General features: G+C 43.9%; 15 protein-coding genes. 8 read left to right on the top strand and 7 right to left on the bottom strand.

The annotated features are described in order from the left end of the window. Positions 1-69: 69 nt before the first annotated feature. Positions 70-873, bottom strand: a complete 804-nt coding sequence (locus N4A56_RS00150; protein ID WP_293670046.1) for an ion transporter — start codon at positions 871-873, stop codon at positions 70-72. 221 nt (positions 874-1094) lie between these two features. Beyond that, complete coding sequence (locus N4A56_RS00155; protein WP_295544099.1) at positions 1095-1739, bottom strand: GntR family transcriptional regulator; 645 nt, start codon at positions 1737-1739, stop codon at positions 1095-1097. A gap of 406 nt (positions 1740-2145) precedes the next feature. Here N4A56_RS00155 and N4A56_RS00160 point away from each other — a divergent pair, with 406 nt between their 5' ends. From N4A56_RS00160 to N4A56_RS00175, 4 genes are all read left to right on the top strand, one after another. Beyond that, positions 2146-3498, top strand: a complete 1353-nt coding sequence (locus tag N4A56_RS00160; protein ID WP_295544101.1) for an FAD-dependent oxidoreductase — start codon at positions 2146-2148, stop codon at positions 3496-3498. Between the two features lie 49 nt (positions 3499-3547). Next, a complete protein-coding gene (locus tag N4A56_RS00165; RefSeq protein WP_295544103.1) occupies positions 3548-4672 on the top strand; it encodes a mandelate racemase/muconate lactonizing enzyme family protein in 1125 nt (374 codons plus the stop codon). Between the two features lie 17 nt (positions 4673-4689). Continuing rightward, positions 4690-6252: a BCCT family transporter gene (locus tag N4A56_RS00170; RefSeq protein ID WP_295544105.1), complete on the top strand. Its 1563-nt coding sequence runs from the start codon at positions 4690-4692 to the stop codon at positions 6250-6252. A gap of 238 nt (positions 6253-6490) precedes the next feature. After that, complete coding sequence (locus tag N4A56_RS00175) at positions 6491-8581, top strand: methyl-accepting chemotaxis protein (protein WP_295544107.1); 2091 nt, start codon at positions 6491-6493, stop codon at positions 8579-8581. A gap of 227 nt (positions 8582-8808) precedes the next feature. Here the strand turns inward: N4A56_RS00175 and N4A56_RS00180 are convergent, their stop codons facing one another. Both N4A56_RS00180 and N4A56_RS00185 read right to left on the bottom strand, forming a co-directional pair. Then, positions 8809-10185, bottom strand: a complete 1377-nt coding sequence (locus N4A56_RS00180) for a sigma-54 dependent transcriptional regulator (RefSeq protein WP_295544109.1) — start codon at positions 10183-10185, stop codon at positions 8809-8811. Then, positions 10185-12080, bottom strand: a complete 1896-nt coding sequence (locus N4A56_RS00185; protein ID WP_295544111.1) for an ATP-binding protein — start codon at positions 12078-12080, stop codon at positions 10185-10187. The genes N4A56_RS00180 and N4A56_RS00185 overlap by 1 nt, the downstream gene beginning before the upstream one ends. Before the next feature lie 431 nt (positions 12081-12511). Here N4A56_RS00185 and N4A56_RS00190 point away from each other — a divergent pair, with 431 nt between their 5' ends. The 3 genes from N4A56_RS00190 (at position 12512) to N4A56_RS00200 (ending at position 15105) form a co-directional block, all read left to right on the top strand. Further along, entirely contained in the window at positions 12512-13003 is a 492-nt protein-coding gene (locus N4A56_RS00190) for a periplasmic heavy metal sensor (protein WP_293670060.1), read from the top strand. Between the two features lie 409 nt (positions 13004-13412). Next, positions 13413-14405 (top strand): zinc-binding dehydrogenase, encoded by a 993-nt coding sequence (locus N4A56_RS00195; protein WP_295544113.1) that lies wholly within the window; start codon positions 13413-13415, stop codon positions 14403-14405. Positions 14406-14439: 34 nt separating this feature from the next. Next, the gene (locus N4A56_RS00200; RefSeq protein ID WP_295544114.1) at positions 14440-15105 is read left to right on the top strand and encodes a hypothetical protein; all 666 of its coding nucleotides are present in this window, start codon (positions 14440-14442) and stop codon (positions 15103-15105) included. Between the two features lie 421 nt (positions 15106-15526). Here the strand turns inward: N4A56_RS00200 and N4A56_RS00205 are convergent, their stop codons facing one another. From N4A56_RS00205 to N4A56_RS00215, 3 genes are all read right to left on the bottom strand, one after another. Continuing rightward, positions 15527-16129: a methyltransferase domain-containing protein gene (locus tag N4A56_RS00205; RefSeq protein ID WP_295544117.1), complete on the bottom strand. Its 603-nt coding sequence runs from the start codon at positions 16127-16129 to the stop codon at positions 15527-15529. Positions 16130-16328: 199 nt separating this feature from the next. Beyond that, a complete protein-coding gene (locus tag N4A56_RS00210; RefSeq protein WP_293670068.1) occupies positions 16329-17309 on the bottom strand; it encodes a hypothetical protein in 981 nt (326 codons plus the stop codon). A gap of 237 nt (positions 17310-17546) precedes the next feature. Beyond that, positions 17547-18860 carry an NCS2 family permease gene (locus N4A56_RS00215; RefSeq protein ID WP_293670070.1) on the bottom strand — a complete coding sequence of 438 codons (1314 nt, stop codon included), beginning with the start codon at positions 18858-18860 and terminating at the stop codon, positions 17547-17549. Positions 18861-19279: 419 nt separating this feature from the next. On the opposite strand from N4A56_RS00215, the gene N4A56_RS00220 reads away from it, so the two are divergent. Next, positions 19280-19738: a MarR family transcriptional regulator gene (locus N4A56_RS00220; RefSeq protein WP_295544119.1), complete on the top strand. Its 459-nt coding sequence runs from the start codon at positions 19280-19282 to the stop codon at positions 19736-19738. Positions 19739-19755: the final 17 nt, after the last annotated feature.

Genomic DNA, 19755 nt, shown 5'->3' on the forward strand with positions numbered 1-19755 from the left:
ATGTATATTAATATGTGTCAAATAAAGTAGCAACACATAAAAATTTAGCAGGTTACACTACAATTACCACTACAACCTTTTTCCGCACCGCTTACAATACACTGCATCGGGAGAGTGATCCTGTGTTCCGCAAGAGCTGCAATTCATCTCTCCGATCTCTTTTTTCGCATCAATAAATCCCTGCGATATGACTCCGGCAAGAATTACAATCATGCTGTACCCTATCAGCATGATGAGCGAAGCGACTACCTTACCCAGCACAGTCTGTGGTGTTATGTCTCCATACCCAACCGTAGTCAGAGTAACTATTGCCCAGTAAATGGAGGTGGGAATTGAAGTAAATCCGTGCTCCTGCCCTTCGATAACGTACATTAACGTTCCGAAGATAACGACAAGCACCATAATCCACAAAGACAGCACTGCTATTCTGCGGCGGCTGTTGCGCAAAATTTGCAACATTAAGTGCGTATCGTTCAAATACTGCAATAACTTTACTAACCGAAGAATACGCAACACGCGAAAAAGGCGCAAAAGTGCTAATGAAGGAAAGACAGGGAACAGAATTGTCACCCATGTCGGAGCAACAGAAAGAAAGTCTATCACCCCGAAAGGACTGGTAATATATGTTTTAGGAGACGGCGTGCACCATATCCTGAGCAAATATTCTATAGTAAAAAGAACCGTAAAAAAAAATTCCAAATAATTTACTGCAAACCAATACTCAGCCGCGACTGAGGGGATGGAGTATGCAAGTACCACAAGAACCGACATTACTATCGAGGCGATAAGAATTGCGTTAAAAATCTTACCCGCCAGCGTTTCACGCAGGTACATAGTTGTATATACAATCTGCCGGACAGTTTTTCGCCTCATACTTCCTCACCGGTTATTTTTCTATCTTTTCAGCCTACTACAAAAACAATTCTACCCTCCAGTATTACCTCTACCGCAAGTATTCCGAACACAGGCACAGTATTTATCTACTATGACCACGCTGCTACCTAAAAAAAGAATGCCCCTTGAGCAAAAAACTCAAGGGGCACGAACAACTCTGGTATATCACAACGCAAAAGCCCGGCTTCTGCAATATCACATTATCCTTTTGCAATAATCTTTCGAAACGCAGCTTCTGTAAGGTGTGACATAAGATTATGTGAACCTTCAACAGCCTCCTCTTCATTCCCGAAGGCAACAGCGCGCATAATAACACGATGAATAAGGCTTCCTTTCAAGTTATCTGATTCTTCTTTATTGGCGAACCAGAACCGCCTTGAAAGGCTTTGCACCTGTTCCATTGTATTATGAAAATACGGATTGCCAGTGGAGTCAGCAACAAGCGTATGTATATCCTGAAGACACTGAAGAATCCCTTCTTCGTCGCCATCTTCTGAACATAACACTATCTTATCTCCCAGCCTGAGCATTGCTGACTTTTGCGAAGCCGTTCCGCGCAGAATCGCAAAACGCAGGCAAATTGGTTCAATTTGTCGGCGCACCTCTAACATCTGAATCTGTTGCTCAGGTGTTATCGTTAAAAACTCAATACCTTTGCGTGGATGAACCTTAAGCATATTGTCGTACTCTAGTTTCAACAACGCTTCGCGCACTGGCGTACGTCCAAGATTAAGCAGCGACGCCAACTTATTCTCAGAATACAGAGTCGAAGTATCCAGCTCCCCAAAAACAAGCTTCCGCTCAATCTCAAGACGTGCAAATTCAGATTGCGATTTATTATTCATAATTTTTAATTCCGTGTTTCATCAACAACGTTGATATACAAGTTCTCAAGCAGGAATCCATCCCAGCCTTCATACTGATCTACCAGACATACAACCCTCACTCAACAAAAAGATAACATATTGTAATAAAAGACTTTTATTTAAAAACCTTTAGAGAAAACACAACCTAGCAAGCACAAACTGACATATCAAGGCAGCATAGATCATATTTTAGATATCCTTTTTTCACCTCATAAGCCTTGATATATACGCATAAAACAGCTTTTAAGCATCTTTTTTCAATTTTTTATTGCAACACTCTCAAAACTGACATATCACCAAAAGGAAGTTGTCCAATTATTTTCTCAAAGAAAATTTTTAGCTAGGTAATTCAAAGCTAAAATAGATATATCAAAAGGAGCATCTATTGGAATTTTGGAATGAAAAAGCGATATCTTCGCACACTGAACCTGTTTTAAAAGAAGTAGACGTTGTTGTTTGCGGCGGTGGGCCTTCAGGTGTTGCAGCTGCAACTGTCTGTGGTCGCCAAGGACTCAACACTCTGCTTATTGAAAAAAACGGATTCTGCGGAGGAGCAGCTGTTTCAGGTCTTTCAGGTACTATCTGCGGTCTTTATTTGACGCAGGAAGACATCGAAAACAAAGAACCTGAACAGGTTGTTTTCGGATTTGCTGAAGAGTTCAAAAAACGCCTGACTGAAAAAGGTGGACTGACTGAACCGCAAATTTACGGAAACACCCACGTTCTGACCTTTGATCCTTTCTGCTGGCGTGAAGTTGCAGACGACATGTTGGAAGAAGCCAATGTTTCTGTGCTATATCACACGCTCGTATCTGAAGTATCTAAAGACGAAAATACGCTGACTGCTATCCGTATTGAATCAAGCGCAGGCAACTCCTACATTAAAGCCAAAGCATTTATCGATTGTACAGGTGATGCTGCACTTATCGCTAAAAGTGGACTCGAATACACATTTGGTGACAACGGAGCTATTCAAAACCCGACAATGATGTTCAGGGTTAGCAATGTCGATTCACCTGCTTTCTATGAATACTTCGGTAAAGACACAATCTGCCCTGCTGACTGCACCCGCAAGCTCTCCGATGCCTACGCAAAAGGCACATACAATACCCCACGAGACCGTGTTTGGATTTTCCCGACACCGCAGGAATCAATTTTTCTTATGAACTGCACTCAGCTTGCAGGGCAGCACGGTGAAATGCTCAACGTCATCAACCCAGAAGATCGTTCACATGCTGAAATATCAGGTCGCAGAGCCGCAAGAGAATATCATCGATTCTTTAAAGACAACATTCCTGCATTCAACGAGTCAGAATTAATTGATATGGCGCCGGAAGTCGGTGTTCGCCAGACTCGAACCATTGTAGGAGAGAAGCAGCTGAGCAACGAGCATGTTGCAAACTGCACTAAATGCGACGACAGCATTGCACGCTCTTCATGGCCGATTGAACTTCATGCTGGAGAAGTTTCCAAATTACAATGGCTTACTAATGACTATTACGAAATCCCGTATGGCACTTTGGTTCCAAAAGATTTGCGCAATGTCATTGTTGCCGGACGATCATTGTGTGCCGAGCATGAGGCGCTTGCTTCGTCCCGCGTTACAGCTCAATGCTTTGAATATGGACATGCCGCTGCTGTTGCCACAGGCTTACTATTTGAAGAGAACTGTAGCTACAAAGATGTTACTGTCAATGAGCTTCGTACCCGCATGGTCGCGAACGGAAGCTCTTTATAAAAATTCCCAATTTATTTTTTTGTACTGTTAGTAGTGAGAGGAGAACACTATGAAAGACTGCAAAATCAGCCGCGTTGAATTGTATGCCGTTGCCGACCGCGAAGCACCCCCTATTCCGTGGGCAGACAATCAGGAACCACTGCTTTACACAAACAACATCGTAAGACTGGTTACTGAAGACGGCATTGAAGGTCTTGGAGCAACTATCAGCTATACTGAAAACGATTTTGATCGCTGCATTATCGAGAGTATGCGTACCATCGTTCCAGGACTCATTGGTAAAAACCCGCTGATGACTGAAGAGTTATATGCATGGCTTGGAGCACGCTGTTCTTGGGGTGGACTGCCTGCAAAATCACCAATTGATATAGCTGCTTGGGATATCAAAGCGAAAAAAGCCAGAATGCCTTTATACATGCTGCTCGGCGGTGCACGCAACAAAATACTCTCTTACGCATCAACGCCAATGTTCGACACCGTAGAAGAGTACTTCCCATACATCGATGAATGTATCGAACATGGTTTTACCGCCATTAAACTCCATTGCTACTGCGTATTTAAAAAAGATCTCGCTTTAGTGAATGCGGTTCAGGAGCGCTACGGAAAAACCGGCATCCGCTTTATGCTCGACACTGCAACATTCTACACTCCAGAAGAAGCCATGAAGATGGCAAAACTGATGGAAAAATACGACTGGGAATGGTTGGAAGCACCAGTTTCTGACTACGACTACAAAACCTACCAGCGTCTTGTAGACAAAACCGATCTTGAAATTTCAAGTCACGGCAACTGCCTGCTCACCCTTCAGGAAGTAACTTACGCTCTTGGCAACGACTTCTGGTCTGATGTTCGTCAGGATGCGACTGTTTGCGGCGGTATTACTCCGTTGAACAAATGCTTCGCCATTGCTGAAGGTCATTCCAAACGTCTTGAAATTCAGTCTATGGGTTACACAATTACTCAAGCTGCAAACCTCCACGTTGCCTTAGCACACTACAACTGCAACTACTTCGAACAGTTCTACCCATACGAAAGCTTTGAGCTTGCATGTAACACTCCTATCCGCACCGACAAAGAAGGCTACGTTCATGCCCCTGCTGGCAACGGTCTTGGTGTTGAGATGGACTGGGATAAAGTAAAAGAAGCTTCTATTGCTTCCTATGTATTTGAATAGCTGCTTTGGAGAATAAAATGAAATTTAAAACGTCAGAAGTAGATTTGAACCTGACACTTACGAGTTTTTCGTTTGTATTGCTGCTTGGGGTTCTCGCTGTTCTTTTCCCTGATTCAGTAAAAGGCACTATGGGTGCTATGCTGGACTTTACCGTAGTAAACCTTGGAACCGGTTTCCTCTGGTACACCATATTTGCAACAGTTGTTCTGCTGTTCCTTGCTCTCTCTAAATACGGTAACATCCGCCTTGGCGGAGACACACCAACATTCAACAAGTTCCAGTTATTCGCCATGGCGCTTTCCGCGGGCATGGGCGCAAGTACCATGTACTGGGCTTTCATTGAATCTGTCTACTACTTCATGGACCCGCAGTTCGGCATTGTAGATACCCATATGGCTATGGAATACGCTGCTGCATACAACATGTTCCACTGGGGCGCTGCCGGTTGGTTCACATACCTTATTGTTGCTATTCCATTCAGTGTTGTATTCTACATTAAACGTAACCGTCGCCTGAGCCTTTCCGGTGTTGTAAACAGTATGTTTAACGACTCCTTACCGCTCTGGACTCAAAAAGTAATCGACCTTCTTTTCATCATCACTACCCTTGCTGCAACCGCGTTGACTCTCGGTCTCGGCATTCCGATGATTTCTTCCAACCTGAGCCAGCTTACAGGTATTCCGAACAACCTGTTCCTTGGTATCGGTGTTATCCTTGCTCTTTCCGTTATCTTCTCCCTCAGCTCATACATCGGTATTGCTAAGGGTATGGCTCGCTTGTCCAACGCTACTATTTACATTTGTGCCGGTCTGGTAGGTCTCATCTTTATTGTCGGTCCTTCCGCATTAATTATGAACAACACCACTAACGGCATCGGTGTAATGCTGAGCGAATACATCCGCATGAGCACCAACACAGATCCATTTGGTTCTAGCTTGTTCCCTCAGTACTGGACTATCTTCTTCCTTGCTAACTGGATTTCCTACTCTCCTGGTATCGGCGTATTCATCACCAAGATCTCAAAAGGACACAGACTCCGCGACGTTATCCTTATTCTGGTAGGTGCTGGTACTCTTGGTACATGCATCATCTTCGGCACATGCGGCACATTCACCATGAGCCTGCAAAACGCTGGTGCGATTGATGCTGTTGGAATCATTAAAGCAGGTCAGCCTACAGAACTGGTAAAAGCTGTATTCGGACAAACTCCGTTCCCTGTTCTGGTAACATTCATTTACCTCATCACAATGATCCTCTTTACAGTAACCACACTTGACGGCACCTCCTACTCTCTCGCAGGTATTGCTACCAAGCGTCTCGATAAAGAAGCTAACGTATCTCCAATCTTCCGCTTGTTCTGGTGTCTGCTCTTAACAGCACTTCCTATCATCTTCTTGCTGATTAACGCTAACCTGAACATTTTGAAATCATTCCCTGTACTCATCATCGTACCAATGATGCCTATATTTGCAGTGCTTGGATTCAAAACGTTACGGTACATCCAAGAAGTATTCGGAAAAATGAGTGCAGAAGAAATCGAACGCTACTCTATCGAAATATCAACTATGGAAGATGAATAAATATACCCTATTCTCTTCATTAAGCCTATATCGGACTCTTTTGTAGTCCGTCGTACCAAGACTTACAGTTGATATGCACCCCATTAGGTGGACACAGTCATAAAACAGCAGTTTTATGCATCCACCTAATGGGGTTTTGCAGTGTATAAAAAACAACCGACTTTGTAACATAAACCCCTTAACTTTTTCTCTATTTGAACGATAAGTCCCTATACATTTTTTATACTAGGAGCTTGTTATGGTTAACACTGTTAAGGGGAAAGTAACCGGTATCCTGATACTCGCATCCCTAGCTACTGCACTTGTAATTCTTTTTGCGGTAACAGCAATTCTTAGAGATAATGCACTTAATGGCTTTAATGAAAACTCTGCCACGGAAGTTGCTCTTATCGATTCAATTGTGGGGGATTTCTTTAAAAATGCCGAGGATGTCGGAAACGATATTGCAAAGTCAGGCTACTTTTCTAAGCCATTTTCCGAAATTGCTGTTGCCTGTGGTGGCTCCAGCAAAGTCACAATAGATAAAAACACGCTTCCAAAACGGGGGCAAATACTTGCTGACTATCTTGCTAATATAGAAAAAAACCATGCAGAATTCGGTTTCATCTATTTTGGCAGTAATGAAAACAGCATGGCTATTTCCAGTCCGGTCACACTTTCTGCCCATTATGACATGCGCACCCGCCCGTGGTACAAAGCACCGCTACAGTCCCCTACAGGGTTCGCCATCACGCCTGCTTACAAAAGTACAGAAAATGAATTTGTTTCCACCGCCAGCCACGTTGTAAAAAGTAGCGACGGGGAAATACTCGGCGTTGTTGCTATCGACCTTCAGCTCACAACCATTCTCGATAAGATGGCTTCGTTACGCATTGGAAAAACAGGTCGAGTCGTCTTAATTGAAAAAAGCGGAACCATTCTCGCTGCACCGGGCTTCAAAGAAGTTATCATGAAGAAACTGGGTAGCACTGGAATTGAAGGATTTGACGCATTAAACGGCAAGCCTGATGGTGTCTACGATCTAATGTTTGGCGAAACAGAAAAACTCGTTCGCGCACATACAATCGACAGCATTGGCTACCACGTACTTGTCATCCAAGATAAAGATGAGATACTTGCAACAGCCCGAAGCAGTGCTATTACCAGTGCAGGACTAGGAATATTTTCTGCGCTGCTCATCGGTGTTCTCGGCTACTTTATTGTTATCCGCATAACCAATCCGCTTGAACTTCTCACACAGGCAGCGACCGAAGTAAGTTCAGGAAACTATGAGGTTAACACCCCAACAAAAGGGTTCAGCACAGAAATGTTTGAACTCCATGCCGCACTCACCCAAATGGTGCAAAACCTCTTAACCACAATATCTCAAGCTCAAGAAAAAGAAGAAGAAGCTAACATACAGGCGCAACGGGCAAACGAATTGGCGGTTCAAGCAGAACGCAAGGTGCAGGAGGAACAGGAACGCCATACAGAACTCATGCATGCTGCTAGTCAACTGGAGCTTATTGTTGAGAACGTTGCCAATGTGACTCATGAACTTTCCACGCTTATTGAAAACACCCGCCTCGGCACAGAACAGCAAGCTTCACGCAGCGGAGAGACAGCGTCAGCTATGGAGCAGATGAATTCTGCCATTGCTGCGGTTGCTCAAAACGCATCCGATGCCGCCCAGCACTCCGATGTTATGCGCGATCAAGTCATCAACGAAACCCGCTCCGTGAATAATGTCGTCAGCTCAATTGATGATATTGCTAACCGTTCCGAGCGTATGACAAAAAGTCTTAGCGAGCTTGGAGACAAAGCACAGGATATTGGAAAAATTATGGATGTCATCTCTGATATTGCAGACCAGACGAACTTGCTTGCGCTAAATGCAGCTATTGAAGCCGCTCGCGCTGGCGAAGCAGGTCGCGGTTTTGCTGTAGTAGCAGATGAAGTACGCAAACTTGCGGAAAAAACCATGCAAGCGACCTCAGAAGTTGAACAGGCGGTTACAGCTATACAAGCAAGCACAGGGGATAATATTCATGCAATGCAAGAAACAACGTCAGTCGTAACAGACTGTACTTCACTTGCACGGAAAGCTGGTGAAGCGCTTGTTAACATTACAACGCTTATTGAATCTTCTACTGACATGGCACGCACCATCGCCACAGCCTCTGAAGAGCAGTCCGCTGCCAGTGATGAAGTAAACCGGACGATTGGCAGCGTTTCCGAAATTGCTGACGACATGGCGTCTTCTGCTGCTGACTCTGCCCAGACAATGGAAACACTGACAGGGCTGTCACACGAGTTGCAACAAGTCATCCGTACTCTAAAGCAAGACTAATTCAGAAGAAGTATCGGAAAATGGTTTATCGACAGCATCTTACTTACATCATTTAAAAAAAGTACATTCGTATGCTGGCGAATAAAACACACAGTGCCTCTCGCTTAGCAGGTAGGTGTGAACTTACAACCATAGATTGTGTAAGAAACCTCTAATTTCTTTCTGTCCCAAAAAAGACAACGCTCTTATGAACCTCATAAGAGCGTTGTTTTCATCTATATATATTTTTACTTTTTCTTTTGTTCTTCCAAACCATACTTCTTAATTTTACTATGCAAGGTTGCACGGGTAATACCCAGCGCCCCAGCTGCATCAACTTTCTTTTTATGTTTTTTCAACGCCGCCTGCACCGCACGTTTTTCAAGACTTTCTAAAGAAATATCGCCAAGAGGAAGTTCTGCACCGCGGGTAGTATTCCCAGAGTGGTCTGGGACATTTTTGCGTAGACTGGCTGGCAGTTCCCTATCGGTAATGTAGTCGGTAGTTGCCATAATAACAGCTCGCTCTATTGTGTTTTCAAGCTCACGGATATTCCCTTGCCATGGATTATTAACCAACACATCCATAGCCTGTGGTGAAAAGCCGATCACGCTTTTATCATATTTTTCAGCGAAAATTTTCATAAAGTGTTCAGCAAGTAATGGAATATCTGCCTGACGCTCTCGCAGCGAAGGAACCTCAAGCCCTATGACATTCAGGCGGTAATACAAATCTTCACGGAATGTCTTGTTTGCGACCTCTTCCTGCAAGTCTCTATTCGTTGCTGCAATAACACGAATATCCACATGCAGAATGCTGTCACTACCGACGCGCTGTAACTCACCCTGCTGCAAAACACGCAGTAATTTTGCTTGCAATGAAAGCGGGATTTCGCCGACTTCATCCATAAATATAGTGCCGCCGTTTGCTTGCCAGAAAAGTCCGTCTCTACGTTTATCTGCCCCTGTAAACGCGCCTTTTTCATGTCCGAATAATTCAGATTCAAGCAAACTTTCACTCAGCGCAGCACAGTTAATAGTTACAAAAGGCTTTGAAGAACGTTCACTTGCCGTATATACCGCCTTGGCAACCAATTCCTTACCCGTGCCGGATTCACCTGTAATCAAAACAGGAGCATGTGTCGGAGCAACAGTGGTTATTGTTTCTACCAACTCGTGCATACGCTCACTACTGCCAATCATACCGAATTGCTGTTTACCGGAGCTTTTCTCTTTCAGAGAGCGGTTCTCTTCGACCAGTCGGGTATGATCGAGCATACGCTCAATCGTAATTTTTAAGACATCAAAGTCGAGTGGTTTAATAAGATAGTCATATGCACCCTGTTTTAACGCAACCACAGCGGTATTAATGGAAGAATACGCCGTCATGATAAGTACAGGAATGGAAGGGTTATGCTTTGCTATCTGAGATTGGGCAGTAATGCCATCCATGCCACCCATTCGAATATCCATCAGCACGCTGTCGTAGGGGCGTTCCTGCGTCATTGCTACAGCTGTTTCGCCATCCGAAGCTTCCGATACGTCATAGCCCCAGTCTTCAATAATAGTTCGGAGCACGGCGCGGTGCGAACCGTCATCATCAACAATTAGAATATGCGCTGGCATTATTGTTCCTTATCCATAGAAGGTAGCTGTATTACAAAACGTGTTCCTTGCCCCTTTTGGGAGAACACACGAATAATTCCATTATGGGCTTCAATAATTTTATGCACCACAGATAAACCAAGCCCCGTACCATGAGACTTGGTTGTAAAATACGGCTCAAAAATCCGCTCTTTTGTGCTGTTGTCCATACCTTCGCCGTCATCTTCCACAATAATGCTTATTGATTGGGCATCCGGTACAACTGTCACCGTCAGCTTGCCGCCTTCCTCCATAGCATCCAGACTATTCAAACACAGGTTAAGAATCACTTGCGAAAATCGGTCAGTATCCAGCATCACCTGCGGTACGTCTTCTGCAATATCAACAGCAAGGTGTACATCACGCAGTTCTGCTTCCTGTGCAATTAGTCCCGTGCAATGCTCAATTACATCCGCCACAAAAACTGCCTTCATACTTAAGTCTGAAGGACGTGAAAGCCCGATGAGATCTGTTATTACGCGATTCAAACGCTCGACTTCATCAATGACTATCGCGGCGGTCTTTTCGCCCGCACTGCCTTGTTTAAACTGAGATTTCAAATAGGTTGCGCCACCCTTTATCGAACTGAGCGGGTTACGAATTTCATGCGCCACACCAGCAGCAAGCGACCCAATAGCGGCGAGCTTGCCTTTACGTTCAACCTCTGTTTGCAGACTATGCACCTCGCGCAGGTCACGCATAAGAAATACAGTACCGATAGTCACACCCTGATCGTCTTTAATCACAGACCCTGTCACACCGACAGGCAGCAGCGGCAAAGCATCAGTTGAAATTTCGATTACTTTTTCATGACGCAATAAGCCATCGCGCGCTTGCAAGTAATATGGAACAAGGTCAGGCAGCAGCACCTGTGCAATATCAACACCGGCGGTAATATCACCATCACAGTGCAGCAACACCTTGCTCAATTCATTCATGTATACAATCAGATCATTATTATCTGTCACAATCAGTCCATCAGGAAGGTTATACATTACCTCCTGCACGGTAGCCTGACTGCGCCCTGCTTTTCGTCTGGAACGCTGAGCACGGTGTGCCCAATAGATGGATAAAAAACCAACAATCGCCAATAACAGCACACTTCCAGTCGTAACAACAGTCTGCACAATGCTGGATCGCTGTAGTTCCTGAAGAGGTCTTGCATCAAGCCCTACATAAATAACAGGTCGGTGTGCCTCTTCATCATTTGGTTCCAAAAAAGACTTTACGTCGATAGCGAGCTTTTGCGTATCAACCTTGGCAAGCTCTCTGGTATCAATTCTTTTTTCAGCAAGCAGCTTGCCTGACGGAGTATCTGATACCTTTTTTTCTTTGTTGAATAACTGAATAAATTTTTCCAAAGGCTTGAGAGTCGGCTGCTTTTGCAACTTCTTCCATAATTCATGGCGCGTCAGCGGAGTAAATTCTCTGTAGGCGAGGAATATCTGACGTTCATTGGCATTGTATATACGAGAACGCTCCTGCGAACCTGTGTGTAGCCCTTTTATATGCTTTAAGAACTGCGTCTCCATACGCTGCTGCCCTTCTGTAAAGCTGCTTTGCATTATCGTGCCGTCGCTGAATGTAATGGCAATGAAGAAAATTTCCGGTCTGTCTGCCATTTCATCAAGCAATAGTTTAAGCCGGATAGTGGAATTTTTACTCCGCAAATCCGTACGCACGCCAGCTTCAACAGAAGTAATGAGCGATGCCCCTTTTTCCTCATACAACCGCACATACTTTTTCTGATTCTGTTGAATTGTATTGTAGGTCAGCGAGGCGACACCAAGCCCGACAAGCAAAATAACCCCAACAAAACAGTAGGGAGAAAGCAGCCTGCTCGACGGCATGTCGTTTCGTGTATTTTTTGAACGCATTGCGTTCTCTACTCCATACTTTTAAATATTAAATATCAATACAATCAAATAATTACATTCTTTTTCGTTCAATTTTTAAACGTTTTATAGAAAACGTAAAGTTTTTATACATAGCGTCTCTACCTCGTTATACGGGAAATATCACTACTTTTTTTATCTTCCTGTAATACAAGCACAAATCATAAAACATAAATTTTGGCACACCGGTTGCTATGTAGAAAAACATAAGCAAGCTAGCTCCCCCGACTGGCTGCTGAAGCGTATAGAGCGTAGCGTCCCTAAAAAAATGAGTTCACCCTCTCATTGTATGGCAACAAATATTGTTTTCAGGAAATAGTGACGCTGCGCTCTAAATAAAAAAGTACTGTGCAAAACCCATTTTTCTGCTCTTTATCATACTTGTTTTGCATTTTTAGATATGAGGAATCGCCATGATTTATCGTCTTTTCTTAGCAATAATTCTCGTATTTTCAATCGCCAGCGGCACCATAGCCGACGCCACTGAAATTGCGGAACACACAAAAGCAGATGCTCCCAAAATTGAGCTGACAGCTGTTCAGCAAAAAGAAGTGCAACAACTTAGCAAGGCGTATACAGAAAAGACCCGCCCTATTCGTGAAGAACTCTGGGCAAAAAAAACTATGCTTCGCGCACTTACACGCAACCCAAATGCCGAAGTTAACGATATTAAAAAGATAGTGAACGCCATGAAAGAACTCCGCGCCAAGCTGCATGCAGAGCGTGTTGTGTTCGAAGAGAGAATGATGAAAAAGTACGGCTTCATCCCCTCTACAAACTGGATAAATACTAATGATGCGTTCCGAACCGCTGACACTGATACTGATACTGCAACAGAAGACTCTCAGAAAACAGATGACAGCGCACCGAAAGTGAAGGGCTTCTTTTCGAGGCTCTTCAACTAAAATCACAGACAGTAGCGGCAGGCATGCCCCTCGAACAACATGCCTGCCGCCAGTCTGAGAAACATACGTTTCCTTTCCTTAACAATCTCACTGCAAAGTTACGCAGGAGTTTTCGATAATACGGTTGCTCTAGACTCAAGCGTCATAGATGCATCTCCCTGCTGCGGTTCTGGTAATCGCATCGCAGCAGGGAGAGAGTGGAGAGTCAGGCATAGTAGATTACTAAACATCTCTCACATTCCTTCTTAGTGCATACACAATTTCAGTCCCCCCTGATTCTCCCGTCAGGGGGGTGTTTTTTATGCTTGGAACCACTTTGAGAACATGAATACTGGTCTAATAGTTCTCTGAAGCGCATACTGTAGCAAACTACAGGCGACGCCCCGACAGTATCGCTCAGGAGTATTTCATGCAGAAAACGGCACTGTACCTTAAGGATATTGGAAAAACATTCTACCTTACTAAAGGAATGACGGATGTACCTACTCCGGCACCTCATAATGTCATTGTAAAAATCAAGGCTGCCAGCATTAATCCAGTGGATGCAAAGCTTGCCATCACAGGTCACCCCCAATGGAAACTACCGTATATACCGGGGCTTGATGGCGCAGGAGAGGTTGTACAAACAGGCGAAGATGTATCGCTTGTGACCGAAGGTGACGCTGTGGCATGGCACGGTAATTTTCTCTATGGAGGCGCATTCGCAACCCATGTGGAACTGCCGGAACACATTCTGTTCAGCATTCCTGATTCTGTTAGCCCAGTTGTTGCTGCCTCTGTCCCTTGCGCAGGACTTACCGCATGGCTTGCCCTTATTCACCGCATGAAACTTACTTCCGGCATGAACATTCTGATTGAAGCGGGTTCAGGTGGCGTTGGCGGTTTCGCCATTCAAATAGCAAAGATGCTTAAACTGCACGTAATTACGACAACTTCTCCTCGAAACCATACCTATGTCAGCAAGCTGGGTGCAGATCATGTTTTCAACTACAGACATCCTCAGTTGGCAAATGAAATCATCCATGCCGCAGGTGGCGAAAAACTCGATGCCATACTGGATACCGTCGGCTACAGCGCTTCCCCTCGCAATATATCACTGCTGAAACACGAAGGGCAGTACGCAAGTTTGCTGGGAATACCGCACGCAGAAGAAGCCGACGTTTTTAAAGTTGCGCCGACAATCTATATTATTGCACTCGGTGGTGCATATATGTCAGGAAGTCATGAAGCACAGTGCAGGCTGGCAACAATGGGCGATGAACTACTTGCAGCCCTTAAAGATGGATCAATACATCAGTTGCCGATAGCAGAAATTCCTTTTACTGACACCGCAGTTACACAGGCAATGCATCGCCAACTTGCAGGGCACGTAACGGGAAAACAAGTAGTTGTAATTGAGTAGCTACCGAAAAAATTTGCTGATTCAGGAGTAGTATATGATACGTGCTGTTAGAACATTGGCACACGCTGTTATTCTTATATGCATTGTTGCAATCGGTGCTTTTGCAGCAGAACAACAAGAACTTCCTCCACCTGTAACGATGGAAGTGGATAACGACTGGACTGTTTCTCCACGATGGAAAACCGCAACATACACGTTCCATAAAGAAGAGTTCATTAACCCCAAAATTATAAAAGAAATGATGGGTCCTCTTTCAGATAGCGGAAATCAGATCATTTCAGTCAACGTCGCCAAAGCCAACGTCAGTAACCAATTTTTTAGTGAAGTAAGGGTTCGCACGACAAACGCCGAGCCGTATGTGTACTATAAGGAAGGCGATGCAGAATTTGGATATATATTTGTTGGAGCCACAACAAATGGTATCCAGATTATTCATACCATCGACAATGGTGGCGGCTCTGGCACATTCCATTCACTCATGTTTTTTATCTACACAGATACCGAAACTATTTCATTTAAAAAAGAAGTAAGATCAGCTAGTCAGCCGACCTTAACCCTTATCGGGTCGTTGCCGTTGGGAGACAGATTTGCCGGTACAATTAACTTCAAAGAGAATGTGTTAACCGTGCTGCCATCTCCAAAGTTTTTTCAGCCTATTCCAGAATACAAAGGTGGAATAATTCTGCAATTTGACGATTAAGCACAAGCAAAATCAAAAGCTATCCTCAGCCATGCAATGTAAAATTCTTATGGATATCGCCCAAAAGAATTTCCCGTACAGTCGAAAAAAGCATACAGCAATGCACACAGCTAATTATGATATGAATCTGCAATCACGCAAAATGATCGGTAATAATCCCATTTTTAGTAGTCGAAAAAAGTAGATTGCTAAGCAACAATTCAAACTACCGTGACTGCTCTATAGGCATACAGGCGTGAAGGAGTATTCCATTTGATAGAGGTAACAAGCTTTCACAAGCTTGTTATTTTTCAGCATAAAAAAGCATGCCCATTGTTACATCGGAACTAGCAAAGCCCGTCTCTGCAACTTTGGATACATTGATAAAACCTGCGTCAGTAAGTAGTGCCAGAAACTCCGTTTCCGGTATTGCACCACCTTGTCACTGAAACCAGCTTGAAATAGCCTGTTCTCCAGACATCCCTGCACCAACTAAAATTTGATCGGCAACATGTAACCGCCCACCTTTTTTCAGAACACGGTAGACCTCTTTTAAAACACCTGCTTTATCTACAGCAAGATTCAGCATAGCGTTTGTGGTTACCACATCAAACTGTTCATCATGAAAAGGGAGATTGACACTATCGACAAGCTGGAAGGAGACATTGGGCGTTTGGGAAATTTCTTTATTATGTTGGGCGCGCTCAATCATATCGCTCGATACATCCGCCCCGACAACTACTCCCGATTCTCCAACCAATTTCGCTGATACAATCGTATCCACACCAGCTCCGCAGCCAAGATCGAGTACATGCTCTCCAATATGAATTGCACCAAGTGAAAAGGGATTCCCCACACCGCAATACCATTGCTGTACACTTTCTGGAATGCTTTCAAGCAGCTCTTGAGGGTATCTTAGCCCTTGCAAGCCGTCTTTTCCAGTAGGATACCTGAACTGGCTGGCAAGGGATTTAGCAACATTTTTATATTTTCTCTTTATGACAGAAAGAATCTTCTGCGAAGTTTCTGTATCGGGTTTCAGCATTATTCACCGCTCTCCCATTTTCTATGCACGCAAAGCATCACTGTGGAAACAACTGATGCGTTCAATAAAAATTCATGCAGATAATAGCTTGCTGAAAACAATTCTGTCTATATTTCTCTATAAAATCCTATATATAAGCACTCACTAACAAATATGCCCTTGTAAAAAACAAGGGCATATTGAAGTGATACTATTATAATTACTTGTCACATTGCAGTACTTCACTTACTTCATCAATTGAATAGAGACATTTACGATAAATGCCGTATCCCATCATGCGGGAATGTACGAATTTGATATCAACAGCATCGTGTAACAGTCCCAATGCACTGCGGAAATGTTTTGAGTTCATCAATTCTGTCAGGTGTGAACCTTGTGGCTCCTGATTCGCAAGGTTAATCACCAGATGCGGCTTTTTACTTGCAATATCATGAATACCTTTTTCATTTTCCACCAGACTTCCCGGAAGCATCAATTTTTTGCGCTGGTAGAATACGCTTTTCACCTCGTCCGCTAACTCTGCCAAAGCATTTGTGCCTTCCACCAATTTAAACAGCTTCTCTAAAAATGGAATAATGCCATACGGACCAACAAGATTCATCGTACCAAAGCGCATTGAAAAAATAGCAAGGGCAGGATTTGGATCAACAGTGGCACCGATTTCTGTTGGCAGATACAACCCGAGCATGTCGAACCGGACAACCGCGCCCGTTGAAAAAGTGCTTAAACAATCTATGTCGGTAATATGATAATCCGTTTTAGGAGCAACGGCTGAATATGTGTTCTCCCGCATGGTTGTCTGCAAAAAATCCTTCACAACAACTTGCTCTTCACAAGAGTACACTGTCTTTTCGTTGCAAGACAGATAAACATCAATACATGTTTTTAATTCCGCAAATATTCCTACCCAGCGTTCTGGATCATTCATCAATGTGTTGTCAACGCTGGGCATTTCAACATGGTAGCTCTTGGTCAAATAATTCTGATTAAACAGCATGTCATACTTACCAGCCCGTAAGCGGACAATCAGTAATGCTATCCCTCTATAATAAATATGCACTTCATCTGGACGAATTTGCATATCCAAAGATGTATCCTTACGAACAAATTCAAGAAACGGGTACAGAGGGCCGTTCTCATGCAAATCATTCATGAATTTACTGCTCAGTTCTCGCGCCATAGCAAACTCCTTTCTGTAAAAAAAGCCTACTACCACTATCCCATAAAAGCAGATAAAACCTATGATAACACCATATAGTTACAGCAATACCTAACCAGTTTTCTCCCCATATAAAATCATCCTTGGCAGAACAAACGCACGCCTTTTTCCTGCGCTCGATCACCCATTAGAAACAAAAAAGCTCCCTGCACAACTGCAAGGAGCTTTTTGAATTCGTAGCGATGATTATGGTGCTGATTAGTGCAACATAAACTTCAAAACAAACAGACCTACAAGAATGTATGCAAGATTAGGAATCTCGGAACGACGACCTGTAAGAAGCTTGAGTACAACAAAAGCAGTAAGACCGAAGATAATACCTTCTGCAATACTGAATGTGTACGGCATCATAACGATACACAGGAACGCTGGAATAGCTTCTGTGTAATCTTCAAGGTCGATTTCGCGAATCGGGCTCATCATGAACATACCTACAGTAATAAGTGCAGGAGCAGTTGCCTGAGCAGGAATAACGAGGAATACAGGCGCAAGGAAAAGCGCCAGAGCAAACATAATCGCAGTGGTAAATGAAGTAAGACCTGTGCGACCACCTTCCGCTACACCAGCAGCACTTTCTACAAAGGTAGTTACTGTAGATGTACCAAGACAGGCACCAGCGGTAGTTGCAACAGCGTCAGCAAAAAGAGCCTGTTTCGCATTAGGAACACGTCCACGCTCATCAAGCATATTTGCCTTAGCGGTAACACCGATAAGAGTACCGACAGTGTCGAACATATCAACAAACAGGAAAGTGAAGAGGATAATTACCATGTCCAATGAGAAGACATTGGAGAAGTCCAGCTGCATAAAGAGCGGAGCCAGACTTGGTACGCTGAAGAGATGTTCGGTATTAAATGTGCTCAGATCAGTTACACCAAATGGAATACCGATAAGAGTTGCTGCCAGCATGCCGATAAGCAATGCGCCTTTCACTTTTTTAGCGAAAAGAACACCGATTACAACAAGACCAATGATACACACCATAGGACCTGCGGATGCAATGTCACCTACAGTTACAAGGGTTCCTTCAGAAGGAACAACAATACCGGCGCTTTTGAAACCGATAAGCGCAATAAAAAAGCCGATACCGGCAGAAATAGCGCGCTTTAAGTTGACAGGAATACTGTTAACAATTGCTTCACGAATATTGGTACCAGTAAGGATAATAAAGATAACACCTTCAAGAAAAACTGCGGTAAGCGCAGTCTGCCAAGTGTATCCCATAGTCAGAACAACGGTGTAGGCAAAAAATGCGTTAAGTCCCATCCCCGGTGCAAGTGCAAAAGGAAGGTTGGCAAAAAGAGCCATAATCATTGTACCTACAACTGCGGACACTGCGGATGCAGCAAACACCGCAGCAGGGTCCATTCCGGCAGCGCCCAGAACCATTGGGTTAACAGCCAAAATGTACGCCATAGTCATAAATGTAGTCAGTCCCGCAGTTACTTCTGTACTTACAGTAGTACCCTTCTCGGACAGCTTGAACGTACGCTCAAGAAATCCCTTGCTCACAACAAGATCCTCCTTACGTAGCAACACCGTATTTTCTTACCTCATCACCCCGCACTGTCCCCGTGCGACATGCCGCACCTTATCAGAAGGTGCTCATAAAAATACAATCTTACTCGTTAACAACAGCAAAGCCGACCACGAGAAGCAGGTCGGCTCGCATTGCATGCCCCAAATCATGTAAGAGCGCAAGGAAAGGACTATACATGTCTCAACGTGTTTCACGCATTGTGTCTCAACGTGTTTCACAAAACACAAGCGATACTGCTCACACTCCCTGTGCGATGTCTCAGCCCTTATAACTAATATCTTATACTCACTAATTCATAGCACGACTGTCGTAGGTGTATACCTTTCACCTTCATACACTTTGGTGAATACAGCATGTTGACTGAAAATAGTTTAGCAGCTAAACTGTTTTCATGAGAACCTTTGAAGATATCAAACCGCTACTGCAAAATGTAAGTCATGCACTTACTAAGTACACAATTATCGACCGAATGGATTTTGATTTTGGGGTAGGGGTTCCCTTGTACCCTGCTGAAATTCATATGCTTGAAGCGATTAACAGGCGAAGCAACATAGGAGTAACAGAACTTGCAAAAGAATTTGGCATTACAAAAGGAGCAGTGTCGCAACTAGTTGGCAAGCTGGTAAAAAAAGAGCTTGTTGTTAAGGAGAAAGACCTTGAACACAAAGCGCGCGTTATTATAAAACCGACAAAGCTGGGGCGGAAAGCCTGTAAGAATCATGCTGAGTTCCATGAAAAACACGACCAAGCTTTTTTTGAATACTTGCGCCAACTAGATGACGAGTCATTTAACGTTGCTCTGGAACTGAGTAACCACATGAACTTATGGATGGATAAATATCTGAAATAATTTTTTTTACACAATTA

It is taken from the genome of Halodesulfovibrio sp. (assembly GCF_025210605.1).
Classification (GTDB): domain Bacteria; phylum Desulfobacterota; class Desulfovibrionia; order Desulfovibrionales; family Desulfovibrionaceae; genus Halodesulfovibrio.

Excerpts from the sequence above, each read along its gene's own strand:
- N4A56_RS00165 (WP_295544103.1), top strand. The coding sequence starts at position 3,548 with ATGAAAGACTGCAAAATCAGCCGCGTTGAATTGTATGCCGTTGCCGAC.
- N4A56_RS00200 (WP_295544114.1), top strand. The coding sequence starts at position 14,440 with ATGATACGTGCTGTTAGAACATTGGCACACGCTGTTATTCTTATATGC.
- N4A56_RS00185 (WP_295544111.1), bottom strand. The coding sequence starts at position 12,080 with ATGCGTTCAAAAAATACACGAAACGACATGCCGTCGAGCAGGCTGCTT.
- N4A56_RS00195 (WP_295544113.1), top strand. The coding sequence starts at position 13,413 with ATGCAGAAAACGGCACTGTACCTTAAGGATATTGGAAAAACATTCTAC.
- N4A56_RS00155 (WP_295544099.1), bottom strand. The coding sequence starts at position 1,739 with ATGAATAATAAATCGCAATCTGAATTTGCACGTCTTGAGATTGAGCGG.
- N4A56_RS00190 (WP_293670060.1), top strand. The coding sequence starts at position 12,512 with ATGATTTATCGTCTTTTCTTAGCAATAATTCTCGTATTTTCAATCGCC.
- N4A56_RS00220 (WP_295544119.1), top strand. The coding sequence starts at position 19,280 with ATGAGAACCTTTGAAGATATCAAACCGCTACTGCAAAATGTAAGTCAT.
- N4A56_RS00170 (WP_295544105.1), top strand. The coding sequence starts at position 4,690 with ATGAAATTTAAAACGTCAGAAGTAGATTTGAACCTGACACTTACGAGT.
- N4A56_RS00150 (WP_293670046.1), bottom strand. The coding sequence starts at position 873 with ATGAGGCGAAAAACTGTCCGGCAGATTGTATATACAACTATGTACCTG.
- N4A56_RS00205 (WP_295544117.1), bottom strand. The coding sequence starts at position 16,129 with ATGCTGAAACCCGATACAGAAACTTCGCAGAAGATTCTTTCTGTCATA.
- N4A56_RS00210 (WP_293670068.1), bottom strand. The coding sequence starts at position 17,309 with ATGGCGCGAGAACTGAGCAGTAAATTCATGAATGATTTGCATGAGAAC.
- N4A56_RS00180 (WP_295544109.1), bottom strand. The coding sequence starts at position 10,185 with ATGCCAGCGCATATTCTAATTGTTGATGATGACGGTTCGCACCGCGCC.
- N4A56_RS00175 (WP_295544107.1), top strand. The coding sequence starts at position 6,491 with ATGGTTAACACTGTTAAGGGGAAAGTAACCGGTATCCTGATACTCGCA.